The 14,498-nt window shown below is 26.2% G+C and carries 15 protein-coding genes and 1 pseudogene; 2 read left to right on the top strand and 14 right to left on the bottom strand.

Translation table 11 applies throughout. The features are described 5' to 3' along the window. Window positions 1-62: 62 nt before the first annotated feature. The 3 genes from ACYUET_RS10010 to ACYUET_RS10000 form a co-directional block, all read right to left on the bottom strand. On the bottom strand, window positions 63-683 hold the full coding sequence (locus tag ACYUET_RS10010) for an SMI1/KNR4 family protein (protein WP_460279239.1): 621 nt from the start codon (window positions 681-683) through the stop codon (window positions 63-65). A gap of 133 nt (window positions 684-816) precedes the next feature. Then, entirely contained in the window at window positions 817-1,137 is a 321-nt protein-coding gene (locus ACYUET_RS10005) for a TfoX/Sxy family protein (protein WP_460279238.1), read from the bottom strand. Between the two features lie 61 nt (window positions 1,138-1,198). Beyond that, window positions 1,199-1,960, bottom strand: a complete 762-nt coding sequence (locus ACYUET_RS10000; protein ID WP_460279236.1) for an EFR1 family ferrodoxin — start codon at window positions 1,958-1,960, stop codon at window positions 1,199-1,201. Window positions 1,961-2,303: 343 nt separating this feature from the next. Here ACYUET_RS10000 and ACYUET_RS09995 point away from each other — a divergent pair. Together ACYUET_RS09995 and ACYUET_RS09990 are read left to right on the top strand one after the other, a co-directional pair. Beyond that, window positions 2,304-3,320, top strand: a pseudogene (locus ACYUET_RS09995) (IS1595 family transposase); the annotation flags it as partial. A gap of 108 nt (window positions 3,321-3,428) precedes the next feature. Beyond that, complete coding sequence (locus ACYUET_RS09990; RefSeq protein WP_460279480.1) at window positions 3,429-3,989, top strand: GNAT family N-acetyltransferase; 561 nt, start codon at window positions 3,429-3,431, stop codon at window positions 3,987-3,989. Between the two features lie 409 nt (window positions 3,990-4,398). Here ACYUET_RS09990 and ACYUET_RS09985 read toward each other — a convergent pair whose 3' ends face one another. The 11 genes from ACYUET_RS09985 to ACYUET_RS09935 all read right to left on the bottom strand — a co-directional run bounded on the left by ACYUET_RS09985 (window position 4,399) and on the right by ACYUET_RS09935 (window position 13,870). Further along, entirely contained in the window at window positions 4,399-5,157 is a 759-nt protein-coding gene (locus ACYUET_RS09985) for a class I SAM-dependent methyltransferase (protein ID WP_460279234.1), read from the bottom strand. A gap of 403 nt (window positions 5,158-5,560) precedes the next feature. After that, on the bottom strand, window positions 5,561-5,959 hold the full coding sequence (locus tag ACYUET_RS09980) for an SRPBCC family protein (RefSeq protein WP_460279232.1): 399 nt from the start codon (window positions 5,957-5,959) through the stop codon (window positions 5,561-5,563). A 218-nt stretch (window positions 5,960-6,177) separates the two neighbouring features. Then, entirely contained in the window at window positions 6,178-6,936 is a 759-nt protein-coding gene (locus ACYUET_RS09975) for a peptidase MA family metallohydrolase (protein ID WP_460279230.1), read from the bottom strand. Window positions 6,937-7,096: 160 nt separating this feature from the next. After that, on the bottom strand, window positions 7,097-7,588 hold the full coding sequence (locus tag ACYUET_RS09970) for an NUDIX hydrolase (RefSeq protein ID WP_460279228.1): 492 nt from the start codon (window positions 7,586-7,588) through the stop codon (window positions 7,097-7,099). 45 nt (window positions 7,589-7,633) lie between these two features. Continuing rightward, the gene (locus ACYUET_RS09965) at window positions 7,634-8,185 is read right to left on the bottom strand and encodes a GNAT family N-acetyltransferase (RefSeq protein ID WP_460279226.1); all 552 of its coding nucleotides are present in this window, start codon (window positions 8,183-8,185) and stop codon (window positions 7,634-7,636) included. 520 nt (window positions 8,186-8,705) lie between these two features. Then, complete coding sequence (locus ACYUET_RS09960) at window positions 8,706-9,242, bottom strand: GNAT family N-acetyltransferase (RefSeq protein ID WP_460279225.1); 537 nt, start codon at window positions 9,240-9,242, stop codon at window positions 8,706-8,708. A gap of 52 nt (window positions 9,243-9,294) precedes the next feature. Beyond that, the gene (locus tag ACYUET_RS09955; protein WP_460279223.1) at window positions 9,295-9,789 is read right to left on the bottom strand and encodes a hypothetical protein; all 495 of its coding nucleotides are present in this window, start codon (window positions 9,787-9,789) and stop codon (window positions 9,295-9,297) included. 211 nt (window positions 9,790-10,000) lie between these two features. Beyond that, window positions 10,001-10,564 (bottom strand): class I SAM-dependent methyltransferase, encoded by a 564-nt coding sequence (locus ACYUET_RS09950; protein ID WP_460279221.1) that lies wholly within the window; start codon window positions 10,562-10,564, stop codon window positions 10,001-10,003. 195 nt (window positions 10,565-10,759) lie between these two features. Next, complete coding sequence (locus ACYUET_RS09945; RefSeq protein ID WP_460279219.1) at window positions 10,760-10,981, bottom strand: hypothetical protein; 222 nt, start codon at window positions 10,979-10,981, stop codon at window positions 10,760-10,762. A 278-nt stretch (window positions 10,982-11,259) separates the two neighbouring features. Further along, window positions 11,260-12,549, bottom strand: a complete 1,290-nt coding sequence (locus tag ACYUET_RS09940) for a hemolysin family protein (protein WP_460279218.1) — start codon at window positions 12,547-12,549, stop codon at window positions 11,260-11,262. A gap of 4 nt (window positions 12,550-12,553) precedes the next feature. Next, window positions 12,554-13,870 carry a hemolysin family protein gene (locus ACYUET_RS09935; protein ID WP_460279216.1) on the bottom strand — a complete coding sequence of 439 codons (1,317 nt, stop codon included), beginning with the start codon at window positions 13,868-13,870 and terminating at the stop codon, window positions 12,554-12,556. Window positions 13,871-14,498: the final 628 nt, after the last annotated feature.

The raw sequence follows: 14,498 nt of genomic DNA, 5'->3' as shown, positions 1-14,498 counted from the left end.
AATAAACTTTCCTTTCAAATTACTATTTATTAAAACAATACTTTTTTGCTTTTTATTAATTTTTAATCTATAACATTATAAAATTTATTTTGGAGGTTTTCTTGTCCTAACTTATCCATTTTAACTTCTATTTCTTTTGCAGTTTTTAAAATAGCGTCCATATCCTCATCTTCAAATAATATTTTATATTCATCTTTTAAATAGTTAGCATGTGCTAATATGCATTCATCTATGTCCTGATTCCACTCTGTAATAGCAGTATACATTTGCCAAATTAAAAATTCTTCAAAATCTAATCCATAACTTATAATATTATCTGTATCATGTTCGTATAAAATAATATTAGTCAATTCAATTTTATTTTTATAAACGAAACAGTATATATCTCCACCGCCTGTCATTGCAAAAGGGATAAATACATATTCTTCTTTTATTTTATATCCTGAAATTTCATTCATTTCATCAATGAACTCTTTACGATCTTGTATATCTTCAAATAATAGTGGTTCACAATCTGATTCTATACCATACATAAAAGCTTCTGGCATATTTAATAAATCTTCTCTATGTTCATTTAACCATTCATAAGATGTCATCCATTTCATAGCTCCTGTGCTATAAATATCTCTAAATAGTTTTGGAAATTTGATTTCTTCTTTAAGTTCTATTTCTCCTAAGTTCATTTTTTTCCTCGCTTTCACTAACAAATTGTAAGATTTATATTTCAATTATTCAAATTTAAATTTGTTACTGATTATGTAACTTCCAAGCATTTTTATTCGATACATAATTAAGTTATAAATTCGAATTTGTAAATCACTTTTTCTTTTTTACTTTTGGAGCAGGAAGTTCTTCATACATATTTATAATTAGTTCACTTAGAAATTCTTTATTATCAACATCATCAACTAAAAGCATTGGCTTTGCACCATCATATGGTAACTCCTCAACTGCTTCTGGCATTAATTGTTTACTTGACTTAGTTATCTTAACTAAAAAGCGATCATCATATATTCCACCAAAAATCTTTCCTCGATAATACAAAATATATTCACCCATCATTTTTCTGTAAGAAATATCATCAAGTATATATAATTGTTCAATAATAAAATCTAAATAATCTTGATTAGAAGCCATATTATATACCTATCCTTTCAAATTTACTATCTATATAATTTGATCCTAAATTGGGATTTGATTATATATATTTATCTATGCTACATTGTTCAAACACTTCTTTACCTATAAGAGTAATTGACTGTTTTGGACAATTGTTAATACAACGATAACACATTGTACATTTTCCGCCATTAACTGCTTTGTTATTTTCTATCTTTAAGTTTCCCATAGGGCAGAGAGCAACACATTTTCCACACCCCATACATTTTTCAGTATCTATTTTTAGCTTATTACTATACTCTTTTGTTTTATTATAAAAATATAATCTTTGTCCAAATAGTCCTGCAAGATGATACAAAACATTTAGTCCCTCTTTGGTAGGCTTTCCATCCTTAAGCTTTAATACAGAATCTTTAATTTTATTTTCTGCCTGATGGACAATTAATTTATTATCTTCTAATGTTTTTTTTAATAATTTTACGTCTCCAATACAGTCAGGCATTTTTAAATGTAATCCACCTATAATATTTGCCTTATATTTTTTAAATAGTCTTGCAGAAAGCCCTGACCCATCTCCACTGAATAATCCCATAGTTGCAATTATAAAAATATTTTTGTTTTTCCATAATTGAGAATTTTCGCTAATAAAATCTTTTATAATTTTAGGAAGATTGCTATACTGTATGGGATATGCAAAAAGAATATCTTCATTCTCTTTAATTGCTGGAATTACTAGCTTATCCTCTATAGAATACATATCGTAATTAGCATCTAATTCCTTTAAAAATTTTTCAACACAATATTTTGTATTTCCTGTACCACTAAAATAAATTCCTACCATAGTTATACCCCTTTAAATTATCACTTTTATATTGGTTAATTATAACATATATTGTAAATATAATAGTATTAAATTTTTAAAGAATAACTTTTAACTTACTTCATATTTTTACATTTTATTATATATAAAAAATGGTTATATTTTTATATATAATTTTAGTATAAATATATATTTCTTTGTAATATTTATCCAATATATAAGCTATATATACTAGTGAATTCAATGATATTTTATAATTTATAGTAACTTATTGTGTTACTATATTAGTTACTATTTATGTAATTATATAGGTAATTTATTTGGTTATAGGATATTTTACCTATATATAATTTGAGGTGGATTTATGGCAAGTGTTTCAAGTATTAAAATAGATATTACTACCCTTGGTGATTATGAATTACAAGAATTATTTAATTATATAGGATAAATGCTTACGCTTGGTTCTTTAAAAGTCTACCTTAATAATGATTTTAAAGAGTCGAGATTTAGTAAGGGGGAGGTCTGCCCTCACTGTCAGTCAACCTCAATTGTTAAAAATGGTAAATTGAAAGATAAACAAAGGTATTTATGCAAGACTTGTAATAAGTCATTCAACGATTTAACTAAATCTGCTTTGTCTTGCACTAAACTACCTTTAGAAAAATGGATTGAGTATGTAAAAGGTATGATACTTGGACTTTCCATAAGAAAAAATGCTAAAAATATTGATGTATGTGTTAAAACATCTTTTTATATGAGGCATAAAATACTTGATTGTATAAGAGAGTTTATGGGAATTGGTGATGTAGACGGTGTAGTTGAAATGGACGAAACTTTTATTCCATTATCTTATAAAGGCAACCATAAGAAAAGTGGCTTTGTAATGCCAAGACCTTCTCGTAAAAGAGGTAAGCAAATTAAAAAGCGTGGTATTAGTAATGAGCAAGTTTGCATAGCAACTGCTATAGATAAAAATGGTAATATTATATTAGAACCAATATGTACAGGGAGAATAAGTCATTATGAACTTGAAAGTCTATACAAAGGTCATATAGACGATAATTCAATCATCTGTACAGATAGTCATAAATCGTATATTCAATTTGCTAAGAACCTTGCATTAGACCATAAAAGAATAATGAGAGGACATTATAAGAATGGTATATATAATATAAATCACATCAACTCTTTGCATAGTAAACTAAAGATTTGGATGTATAGATTTAAAGGTGTATCAAGTAAGTTTTTATCAAATTATATGGCTTGGTATAAATGGCTTGAAAGTTTTAATGATGATAAAGAAATAATAAGAACAAAAAACATGCTTATACATAATGTAATACAATTTGTAGATACCCGAATCCAAGAGTATAAAAACAGAACTCTTGTTTACGCAACAAAAAAATTGTTAATATTCCTAAATTTGTATATAATATTATATATTTATGCTGGTGTTATAGTTATAATAATTTTCAAAGGGGTTGAGTTTATGAGCATAAAACATATTGACAATATTATTGATAAAGTTGAATTGAAGAATGGAGCACAATTAATCTTGAGAAAGGCAACAGTAGACGATGCTAACGATATTATTGAATATTTGAATACTGTTGGTGGAGAAAGTAATAATTTACTTTTTGGAGAAGGTGAATTTAAACTTACAATTGAACAAGAGAGAGCATATATCGAAAATATTAATAAAGATAAAAACTCTCTTATGTTGTTAGGTGTAATTGATAATAGAATTGTGAGTGTTTCTCAAATAAGTAGTCAGAACAGACAAAGAATAGGTCATAATAGTGAACTCGCAATTTCAGTAATAAAAGAATATTGGGGAAACAGAGTTGGTAGTTTTGCTATAGAGCAGTTAATAAAATTTGCAAAAGATAATAAATCTATAAAGAATATTAGTCTTGGTGTTAAAGAGGATAATCATAATGCCATTAAACTGTATAAAAGGCATGGATTTGTAGAAGTAGGCGTTCATAAAAATTTCTTTAATATTAATGGTGATTATTATGATGAAATATTAATGGATTTATATATCTAAAGTTATTAAATAGACAAGCAATAGGTAGTTTAAATTTAACTACCTATTATTATTACTATAAATCAACAATTATATCTAATAGAGCCTAATTAAAAATTAAGTTTATAGATGGTGATTATTTTCTGTTGCATCATTATTCCTTCACTATGTTTGGAAATAGTGAAAGGCTAAAAAATAGATACTCCACGGGCGCTTAGCAATTTTTTTATACATAAAACACCATTAATAAAGTATTTATTAGACAACAAGAAAAAGGTATAGCGATGTTTATTATTCATTGCTATACCTTCATCTTTCTTAACGTTATATAAAGATTTAATCTCTTACTTTCAAATTTAAATAAAACAAATTTTTCTAATTAGAATTTTAAGCTTTGTCATTTTTCTAAATTTGAATTTAAGAATATAATCTAAAATTTCTTTCTAGAAACTATAATAAATCTATGTTCAATACTTTCTATATATCCTTTAATATTTAACTCTTCATTCAACTTACATAGTTCTTCAAAACAATTCTCTACAGAGAAGTTTGGAAATTCCCATTTGATAATTTTAGTAAAATAAACTACTGCTCCAATATCCTTAAAACGTAAATATGGAAAAAACTCTTTTGCATATAAAATCTCAAAAAAATTTTTTCTTAGTTCTTTTAGATTATTATCCAAAGTGTTCTCCGAAAATAATGGCTTAAAATCTTTAATTAATGCATTAGATAATTTTTCATTATTTTTTCCACCTACTTGTTGTGTAATAAATATCCCATTTGGTTTTAATATCCTTCTTACTTCTTTAATATCAAAAGATGCATGTCTATTAATAATCATATGAAATGTATTATCTTCAAAAGGTAACTCAGAATCATTAAATACCTGTTTTACTTCAATTCCAAGTGGTTCTAACTTTTCTTTGCACAATTTTACATTAGGCTCCCATATTTCCGTAACTGATGTATTATTGTAAGGATGATTCAATGATAATAAGAATTCTCCTCCACCAGTACCCATATCGAGTAATTTATGCTCTGGATTTAAATATTTTTTTAATATATTTTTATAGTTCCAAGGTAACTTTTCATCTTCCCATCTATTTTCTAAATAAGAAAAATCCCATCCCTTAAATGTATTTTCTTCTTCTTTTTTCAATAATTCCTTTAATTTAATATAATCCATAACTGCTCCTTTTCCTGTAATTTTTGTTTATTAGAAAATGAGTGCAGTTTTCTGATAGTATATTAAGGCACATTCTTCAAAATAGCAAGTCAATATGATAATCTATTTTGTGTCATGCTGCTTCAACATAATGTCCTAATAGCTTGCTATTAAATCATTATTTTTCCTTGTCTAACGCAAAATATATATCACATCTTTAATTTGTTGTTTTCTTCCATATAGCTAAAAATAATCTTGGTACAATCTACTATCAGTTATTATAACTGCACCAAGTAATTAATTCGTTTTTTTCCCATTTTGAGACTTCACCTGCTTTCAAATTTAAATAATATAATGTTTTTAATTAGAATTTATAAAAAGCTAAATAAATTGATATTTATATTACTTAACATTAAGTTAGAATTTATTCTCTTAATTCCTTTTTTAAGTCTGCGATATAAAGTGATTGCTGTTTCTTTAGATATAAACCAACAAATAAATTCATTATAATATTATTTACTAATACTTCTTCTGTAAATTCAATCTTAGTTCCATTATCAATAGGAGTAAAAACTCCAGTCCAATGGCCTTTCATATTTTTATTAATCATATCAAATTCATATCGCTGATAAGGCTTTTTTAAAGTAATGGTAAATTTAGTAGGAAAATTATCTTTTGTATACTCTGTAAAAGAATTTACATCTACTGATATATCAATTCTACTTAAATCGCTCCGCCACTCATATTTATTGTTATTTGTAACTACTTCCCATACTTTTCTAATATCCGCTTTAAATGTTGCTGTAATGGTTGATTTCTTCATAATACACATTTCCCTCATAAATTATTAATTTATATATAATATAGTTATCTCTATCATATATAAATGCAATTTTTCTATTTAATCCACCTATTATTAGATTAGCTTTAAAATATGATCTTTTTATTTCTAAGTTAATTATCAAGATTAAATTTATTGGTCTCTATATAAAAATTAATGGTAAAGAGAAAAAGCACTCAGGCTGGAGAGTTTATATTTCATCAATGCAAGTAGTTCACTTTTATATAATGAATCCATTTATCTTGAAGTTCATTTTCGGTTATTCCAAAAATCTCTACAAAACTATTTGGTGCTTTTATTAAATTACACAACTTATCATATCCAAATAATTTAATTATTGATTCTACTATAGTATATGAATATTGATACCCATTACGTTTGAAAAACGTTTCAAAATCCTCACCTGTATCTAAATCTTTAAATGTAGGTATAATATTATTTACCAATCCATTTTCAACAGTTTTTATTATCCAGTTTTCATTATTGTCTTTTGCTTCATAACATGCAATTCCTTCATTAAGCCATCTTGGTGTATTCTCATTTATTTTATTTACTATAATATGTACGAATTCATGAACCGCTGTATTTAATACATTATAAAAATCTGAACTTGGTGGTGGATTTAAAGGTGATGCTATTACAATTTTACCTATTCCAAGCCCTCCTCTTACCCAATCAGGTGCATTTGGAAATCCTAAAGCTATATGAAGTTGATTGCGATCTGGATGAATCTCTACAATTAATTTTTCTTGAAGTTGTTGATTGAAATTATTGGTAATTCTATTATAACTATTTTCAATAATATCCGAAACTTTATCTATACACTTTTTGTCAAATTCAGTATAATGAATTATAAAATGTTGAGTTTCTTTTCTTAAATTTAGTTTATACTCTTTATCTTTATACATATTTTTAAATTCTACATTATCTGAATAATCTTCTTCTATTTTTTCTGTCATTTTAGTTTTCCCCTTCCAAGATGTTACTTTAATTGAATTGTTAAAAATGCAGTATTTTATAGAATTACGCATAACTTGAGGAAAATCATAATAGTTCTTGTATTCATACTTACATTTCCTTCAAATTTACTATTTGTAAATATACTCTAATTATTAGAATCTATAAATCATTACTTATAAAATGAATCACTTCATTTTTATCTTCCAAGATATATGGAATTAGTTCTTGTGGATATACCTTTATTTCTTTCAATTTTTCTAATGGAATCCAACAAAAATCTATATCTATTCTTTCATTTCCTATTTCATCATATCCTCTGAAAATTCCATCAGACGGTATAGAATTTAATTCACTTAACTGAATTTTATAGTATAAACTAATTTGATGACATGGTCTTTTATTCCATGGAAAAAATATTTCTCCTATTGCAAATAGACTAACAATATTTATTTCAGCATGTATTTCTTCTTTGAATTCTCTTATTAAAGTTTGTTCTGTTGTCTCTTTTATTTTTACATGACCTCCGATTAATGAATAGCCATCATCATTCACTGGTTTTTGCAATAATATTTTATTGTCATGTATTAAAACTCCAGCTACACGGTATGAAAATATAAAATCATCTGTTTTAAATAAAATATCTTTTTTCATAACTACTCCCGTTTAAATTACTATTTATATTATTCAGTATTAAATTTACCATTCTGATTTCAATATTGAATAATAGCATGCATCGCATATTCCTTGATTATTTCGATCAGAGCTTCTTAGTGTTCCTTCATATACCATTCCACATTTTTTCATAACTGCTCCTGAATTTGGATTTTTTGGGTCATGCCTTGATTCAATACGATTCACATCCACATTTTTAAATAAGAAATCTATGACTGCTTTTAATGCTTCTGAAGTGATTCCTCTATGCCACCATTTACGACCTATACAATACCCAATATGAGCCATAGATACATCTTCATCTATATAATTCACACCTATGCATCCTATTGGTTTACCACTTTCTTCTTTGAGCACAATTGCCCATTGATAAAAATCATTTCTACTATAAGAATGAATCCACTCATTTGTAACTGATAGACTAATCTCCTGATTCTTATGTGCTGGCCATGTAAGATATTTTGTAACTTCTACATCTGAAGCCCAATTTTTGTACATTGCATCAGAATCCTTTGGGATAAATTTTCTCAAAATCAATCTATCTGTTTCTATAGTTTGTGTTCCGCAATGCTTCATGTTTATATCTACCTCTCTGTAAATTACTATTTATTTGTTAATTGTATCATATTTTGTAAATATATTCGTATTAATTTTTAATAGTTGCTAATTATATATACAAAAATATTTATATACAAATTAATTTTGTTATAATCTTGTAATTCTTAATTCTAAAACATATATGCTATATGAAATCAATTTAAAGTGAGTTAAATCAGTGTAGATACTATGATGAGTATAAAAGTTGAAAAAGATGTTGATAAGAATAGTGATTCAGTATTTACAAAAAAAGACTTTTGGGAATGTAAAATAAGATGTTGATGCAGATAAGGTTATCTTTTTATACATTATTTAAAAATTAAGATTAAATTTTTTGGTCTTGACATAGAAGTTAAAAGTAAAGAAAAAAGTGCTCCATCCTCGCAAGATTAGCACTTCTTTCTAGAAAATTCACTTAATTAAATTCATTCAATAGCCCTAAAACAAAATAAACGTTATATTTTAAAACATCTATCTTATGTAATATATAAATTCAAATTTATCTGTACTTACGATAATAAAAATAGCTATCACTTTCCATATTAGGCTGCTTATGGCTGATAGGTATTCTTTTTTCAAACAATTCAAATCCTGATTTCTCTGCTACTTTGCATGAAGCAGCATTAGCACAATCAATTGTAAGAATCATATATGGAATATCTGATACATTTATACACCATTCAAATAATGCTGTTAATGCTTCAGTAGCATAACCATTCCCACTAAAATCTTCATCTATAAAATATGCCATTTCTACTTCATTTATCGTATCTTCTAATCCCATTCCCACCATGCCAATCAATTTATTTGTTTCTTTTAATTCAATAGCATATCGTTTATTCTCATAAATATCTTTTGATTCCTTTTGTGATTCAAGCCAATTAATATACCCTGATAGCCTTCCAGGAACAGTACTATTTTCAGACCAGTCTTTCATAAAACGTATCACATTTTTTTGCCAAATAATTTTCATTAAACATTCTTCATCTGCTCGTTTAAAATCGCGAATAATTAATCTTTTTGTTTCTATCAACATGTTATTATCTCCTTAAAAATTTCAAATTTAATTACTTAACTTAAAATTGAATTTAGCATAAGGCCTTTTCGAAAAGTCCAAATTTTTTCAAACAGGAAATATACTCAGCAACACAAAAATAATTTTGAATGTCCTTTTCATCCAATCCTTGAAATACATATAGTTCATCCCAAAGTAAACTACTGCCTTCAACACAGAAAAATCCTGATTCTATATCAACCCCAACAAAGACATTGTTTCCCTTAAAAATCTCATCTTGATTTTCATAAAGAAATTTTCCATTATCTTTGTTTTCAACTACAAAGGTAACAGCTGATGGTTTTGCTCCCATAGGCAATTTATCTGCATACAATTTATTATATAGTACATTATTAATTACTACCTGCTTTGCATTATCATCATGTAATTCCTCTAGATGATATTTATTTTTTAAATATTCCACAACTTCTTTTCCAGACTTCTTATTTGGGCGTAATTTGTCTTTGTATTTATTCCAGACCTTTTTCCACCTCTCAACCATTTCTGGGGTTACTTCTTTCATTAACATATCTATCACCTCAGCAAATTAATATTCTCAATAATATCTAAAACTTTATCTATACATATTTTATCAAATTCAGTATAATGAAGTATAAAATCTTAAGTTTCTTTTTTAATTTATACTCTTTATCTTTATACATATTTTCAAGTTCTACATTATCTAGATATTCTTATACTTTTTGTACCATTTTAGCTTTCCCACTCAAAAATGTTAGTATTTATTTTCTCCATACATATCTAATAAATTTTCTTTCACCTATTTTATATAATTTTTTATTCTCCAATTTATAACTCTCTAAAGATATAAGGTCATTTTCTTTTAATATGTCTGATGAGGTAATATTAGGGTTATCATTAGGAATTTCATTAAATCCATTAACCCATAATATACCGCCTTTATTAATATGATTCATTAAATTACTATATAACTGTGGATTTAATCTATAATGATTAATTATAATTCCATCAAATTTACCTAGATCTACCAATACATCATCCTTTGATAAATCTATTAATTTACTTTGAATTTTAAGACATTCATTTTTTATAAAATAGTTCAACCTACTTAATGCTTCTTCACAAAAATCTATAGCAAATACCTCATATCCTAATCTGGCTAAATAAATAGCATTTCTTCCATCGCCACAAGCAAGATCTAATATTTTACCTTCTTTAGGAAAATATATCATATCTTCTTCTAAACTTTTTTCATGCTTCATTACATTTAACTCTCTAACTTTAAATCGTTCATTCCACCAGTTATTATCACCCATATATTTCATTCTTTAAATCACCTCTTTCATTAATAATATAATATTTTTTGTATCATTCCAACTGAATCTCTTTTCTCATAGTCCAAACATCACATTCCTGATTAGATAGAATCACAAGACTTATATCTTTTTAAAGAGTAAATTCCCCTGTCCATGAGTTTTATCCGATAGCTAGCATCTGTAACTATGAATATTGAAAGTTTATTACTTTTTAAAATAGTCTTTTAAAACAGTATATAAAAAGTAAATTCCAACAAAAATTTGAAGTAAAACAAACAAATAGCGGGCATCCCAGTAATACTTACCCATTCCATCTATCAATAAATGCATATCTTCTGGATTTTTTATAATTTTGTTAATTTTAAAATTACAAAATAATATCCCAATAATACTTATAAAACTCAATATATAAATATTTTTTTTCATAAACTTCACCTCTAACCAATACTATATTTACAAATATATGGTTATTTTATTATATACATTTATATATGTCTAATTAAATAATATAATTTTTCTGATTATTACCGTTTCTTATTTCTTATATATTTCTCCGTATCATCTTAAATGAAGTTTAGTTTCTAAAGTCTATTATTTATTCATAGTTTTTAATATTAGACTTCTGAATTTATAAATCTCTATTCATATAAAAATAATTCCTTTGGTTATCATAATTATAATAACCAAAGGAATTACATAACTTTTTAGATATTTTTTTCAATTGATACTTTACTTACTCTTTTTCTATCACAATTCAATATAATAAACTCGTATCCCTTATAACTGATTTTATCATTAACCTGTGGATATGATTTTAACTGTGAATAAACCCATCCTCCTATAGTATCAATATTTTCCGTTTCTATTTCTATCTCTAATAATTCATTTATATCTTCAATATGGACTTTACCATCTACTATATAATTTCCATCTCTAATTTTCTTAATTTCTTCTGCCTCTTCATCAAACTCGTCTTGAATTTCACCAACTATTTCTTCTAAAATATCTTCAATAGTTACCAATCCAAATGTTCCACCATATTCATCAATAACTATGGCAATTTGTATTTTTTCTTTCTTAAATATCTTTAGTAATTCACTTATTAACATAGATTCTGGAACGAATTTAATATCTCTAATAATGCCTTCTACATCTTTAATATTTCCTTCAATTTTAAGCCTATATAGGTCTTTAATATGTATAAATCCACTAATATTATCTTTACTATCCTTGCATACTGGATATCTAGTTAATTGTTCTGTTAAGGCATATTCTATTATTTCATCAAACGAATCTTCAAGGAAAATACATGCCATATCAGTACGCGGTATCATTATTTCTTTTACAGTCTTCTCAGAAAAGTCAAATATATTATCCACAAATGTTAATTCTGTTTGATCTATTAAACCATGCTTATAACTTTCTTCAACCAATAGCTTTATTTCTTCATCAGTATGAGCCAGCTCATGTTCATCAACTTGAGAAAGTCCAAATATCTTTAAAACTAAATTAGTAGTATGGTTAAAAATCCACATTATTGGATAAGTTACGTTATAAAACATAATCAAAGGTAAAGATGTATACATTGCTATCTTTTCTGCAGTTATAATTGCTAAAGATTTAGGGACTAACTCTCCAAGTACAATATGAATAGCAGTTATTATTGAGAAACCTAAAACAAATGAAATCGAGTGAGCAGTACCTTCTGAAAGATTGAACAGCTTAAATAGTGGCATTAACATATCTGACACTGCTGGTTCTCCAATCCATCCTAAACCTAAAGATGCTAAAGTTATTCCTAATTGACATCCGGATAAATATGAATTCAAGTCATTTACAACTTTTAAAGTATGTTTAGCACTCTTATTTCCTTCACTCACTAATGTTTCTATTCTAGACTTTCTTACTTTTACCGAAGCAAATTCAGCTGCAACAAAAAATCCGTTCATAAATACAAGTAAAATTACAATACCTATGTTTATTAAAATGCTCATTTATTTATATCCCTCCAAGAGAAAATTTTATTTTTTCAATTCTTTTTTCTTTTACTTCATTTATTTTAAAAACTAAATTATCATATTCTATATAATTTTCTTCAGCACGCTCTGGAATATACCCTATAGTTTCAATAATAAATCCACTCATTGTATCATAATTTTCACTTTTAATTTCTACATTAAAATAATCGTTGAAATCATTAATCGAAAGCATACCTGATATTATAAAATTATTACCATCTATTTCCTCTATAGCGGGTTCATCTTCATCATATTCATCATCTATGTTACCCATAACTTCTTCGATTAAATCTTCTATAGAAACTATCCCTGAAAATCCTCCATATTCATCTATTAATATAGCCATATGTTTTTTAGATGCCTGTAATTCTTTAAATAGTTCATCGATTTTTTTAGTTTCTGGAACAAAATATGGTAGATGTAGTATGCTTCTAATGTCCACATTTTCAAATCCACATTTTCGCGCTTCACTAAATAAATCCTTAATATAAAGTATACCAATTATATTATCAGTATCATCTTCATACACAGGAATTCTTGAATATTTTTCTTCTATTAGTTGATCTAAATATTCATTTGATGAATCTTTTATATTTATCATATATACTTCAGTTCTTGGTGTCATTACTTCATGAGCTAATTTATCATCGAACTCAAATATATTGTTTATCATTTTCTTTTCAGTTTCATTTATAACTCCATGTTCTTGTCCAGCTTCTACAAAAGACTTAATTTCTTCTTTTGATACTTTTTCAGCTAAATCATCGTTAGCTAGTCCAACTAATCTAACCAATATATTAGTTGATGCTGAAAGCAGTTTTACAAATGGAATTGCTATCTTAGATATATATATTATTGGTGTGACTAAAAACATTGCAATATCTTCTGATTTTTTTAGTGCTATTCTCTTTGGAAAAAGTTCTCCAAATACTAATGTAAAATATGACAATATAACTGTTACTAGTATTAAAGAGACTTGTTCACTATGAGGAATGTTAAATCCTTTTAGATAAACAGCAAACTCTTTTGATATTCCAGTTGCTGCCGAAGCACTACTAAAAAATCCTGCAAGTGTTATTCCTACTTGTATAGTAGATAAGAAATTGGTAGGTTCTTCTATAAGATTTGATAAAAGTTTTGCCTTTTTATTTCCTTCTTCTTCAAGAAGTTTTATCTTATTTTTGTTTAATGATACTATAGCCATTTCTGCCGATGCAAAAAATGCATTAATCAACGTTAAAATAACTATTAAAATTAATTGAAACATTATACTCGTCTGTTCCGGGTCTAAATCCATAAATATTTCTCCTTCATGTAATAAAAAATTTTTAATATAATAATATCATAAAGAATACAAACAGTAAAGTTGATAATAAGGCATAATCAAAAAAATAACAAGTCCATCTACCAAGCCTATTTTTCATTAGACTGCGTCAGTAGATTTGCCTAATAGACTAGCTATGAAGCAAATCTACTTTCTTGTCTAATGAAAAATACTTAGGGTATTTTGGACTCGTTATTTTTATTCATATGCCTAACATATTGTCTATTGGCTTAATTTTCATTCAACTTGTGGATTCTAATATATCACAGTATTGTTTTATTAATTGCATTATTCAGATCTTCAAGTATCTCTTTATCGTTTGTCTCAACTGCATTAATAACAAAGTGTTGCAAATATTCTTCCAACACTATTTAAACAACTTTATGCAGTGTACTTTTAGTTGCATTAATTTGTATTAGAATATCTTAATATGGTACATCTTTATCTATCATTTTTTAAATTGCTATAAGTTGCCCTTCAAATTTTTATCCTAGTTTAAATTTTAGGAATATCCATACATTGGTGCATTTTTATCCTCCAATATAATTATTTCTATACTAATAGTGATATCAGTAATTTATTATTTCAAACATTATAAAAA

Source organism: Clostridium sp. CTA-5 (assembly GCF_054768135.1).
The sequence above is the reverse complement of the archived record's forward strand: the minus strand, read 5'-3'. Positions and strand labels throughout refer to the sequence as shown.

Bases quoted from the DNA above. Each gene is read 5' to 3' on its own strand.
- ACYUET_RS10010 (WP_460279239.1), bottom strand. From the start codon at position 683: ATGAACTTAGGAGAAATAGAACTTAAAGAAGAAATCAAATTTCCAAAA.
- ACYUET_RS09945 (WP_460279219.1), bottom strand. From the start codon at position 10,981: ATGAAAAAAAATATTTATATATTGAGTTTTATAAGTATTATTGGGATA.
- ACYUET_RS09990 (WP_460279480.1), top strand. From the start codon at position 3,429: ATGAGCATAAAACATATTGACAATATTATTGATAAAGTTGAATTGAAG.
- ACYUET_RS09950 (WP_460279221.1), bottom strand. From the start codon at position 10,564: ATGAAATATATGGGTGATAATAACTGGTGGAATGAACGATTTAAAGTT.
- ACYUET_RS09985 (WP_460279234.1), bottom strand. From the start codon at position 5,157: ATGGATTATATTAAATTAAAGGAATTATTGAAAAAAGAAGAAGAAAAT.
- ACYUET_RS10005 (WP_460279238.1), bottom strand. From the start codon at position 1,137: ATGGCTTCTAATCAAGATTATTTAGATTTTATTATTGAACAATTATAT.
- ACYUET_RS09970 (WP_460279228.1), bottom strand. From the start codon at position 7,588: ATGAAAAAAGATATTTTATTTAAAACAGATGATTTTATATTTTCATAC.
- ACYUET_RS09980 (WP_460279232.1), bottom strand. From the start codon at position 5,959: ATGAAGAAATCAACCATTACAGCAACATTTAAAGCGGATATTAGAAAA.
- ACYUET_RS10000 (WP_460279236.1), bottom strand. From the start codon at position 1,960: ATGGTAGGAATTTATTTTAGTGGTACAGGAAATACAAAATATTGTGTT.
- ACYUET_RS09940 (WP_460279218.1), bottom strand. From the start codon at position 12,549: ATGAGCATTTTAATAAACATAGGTATTGTAATTTTACTTGTATTTATG.
- ACYUET_RS09955 (WP_460279223.1), bottom strand. From the start codon at position 9,789: ATGTTAATGAAAGAAGTAACCCCAGAAATGGTTGAGAGGTGGAAAAAG.
- ACYUET_RS09935 (WP_460279216.1), bottom strand. From the start codon at position 13,870: ATGGATTTAGACCCGGAACAGACGAGTATAATGTTTCAATTAATTTTA.
- ACYUET_RS09960 (WP_460279225.1), bottom strand. From the start codon at position 9,242: ATGTTGATAGAAACAAAAAGATTAATTATTCGCGATTTTAAACGAGCA.
- ACYUET_RS09965 (WP_460279226.1), bottom strand. From the start codon at position 8,185: ATGAAGCATTGCGGAACACAAACTATAGAAACAGATAGATTGATTTTG.
- ACYUET_RS09975 (WP_460279230.1), bottom strand. From the start codon at position 6,936: ATGACAGAAAAAATAGAAGAAGATTATTCAGATAATGTAGAATTTAAA.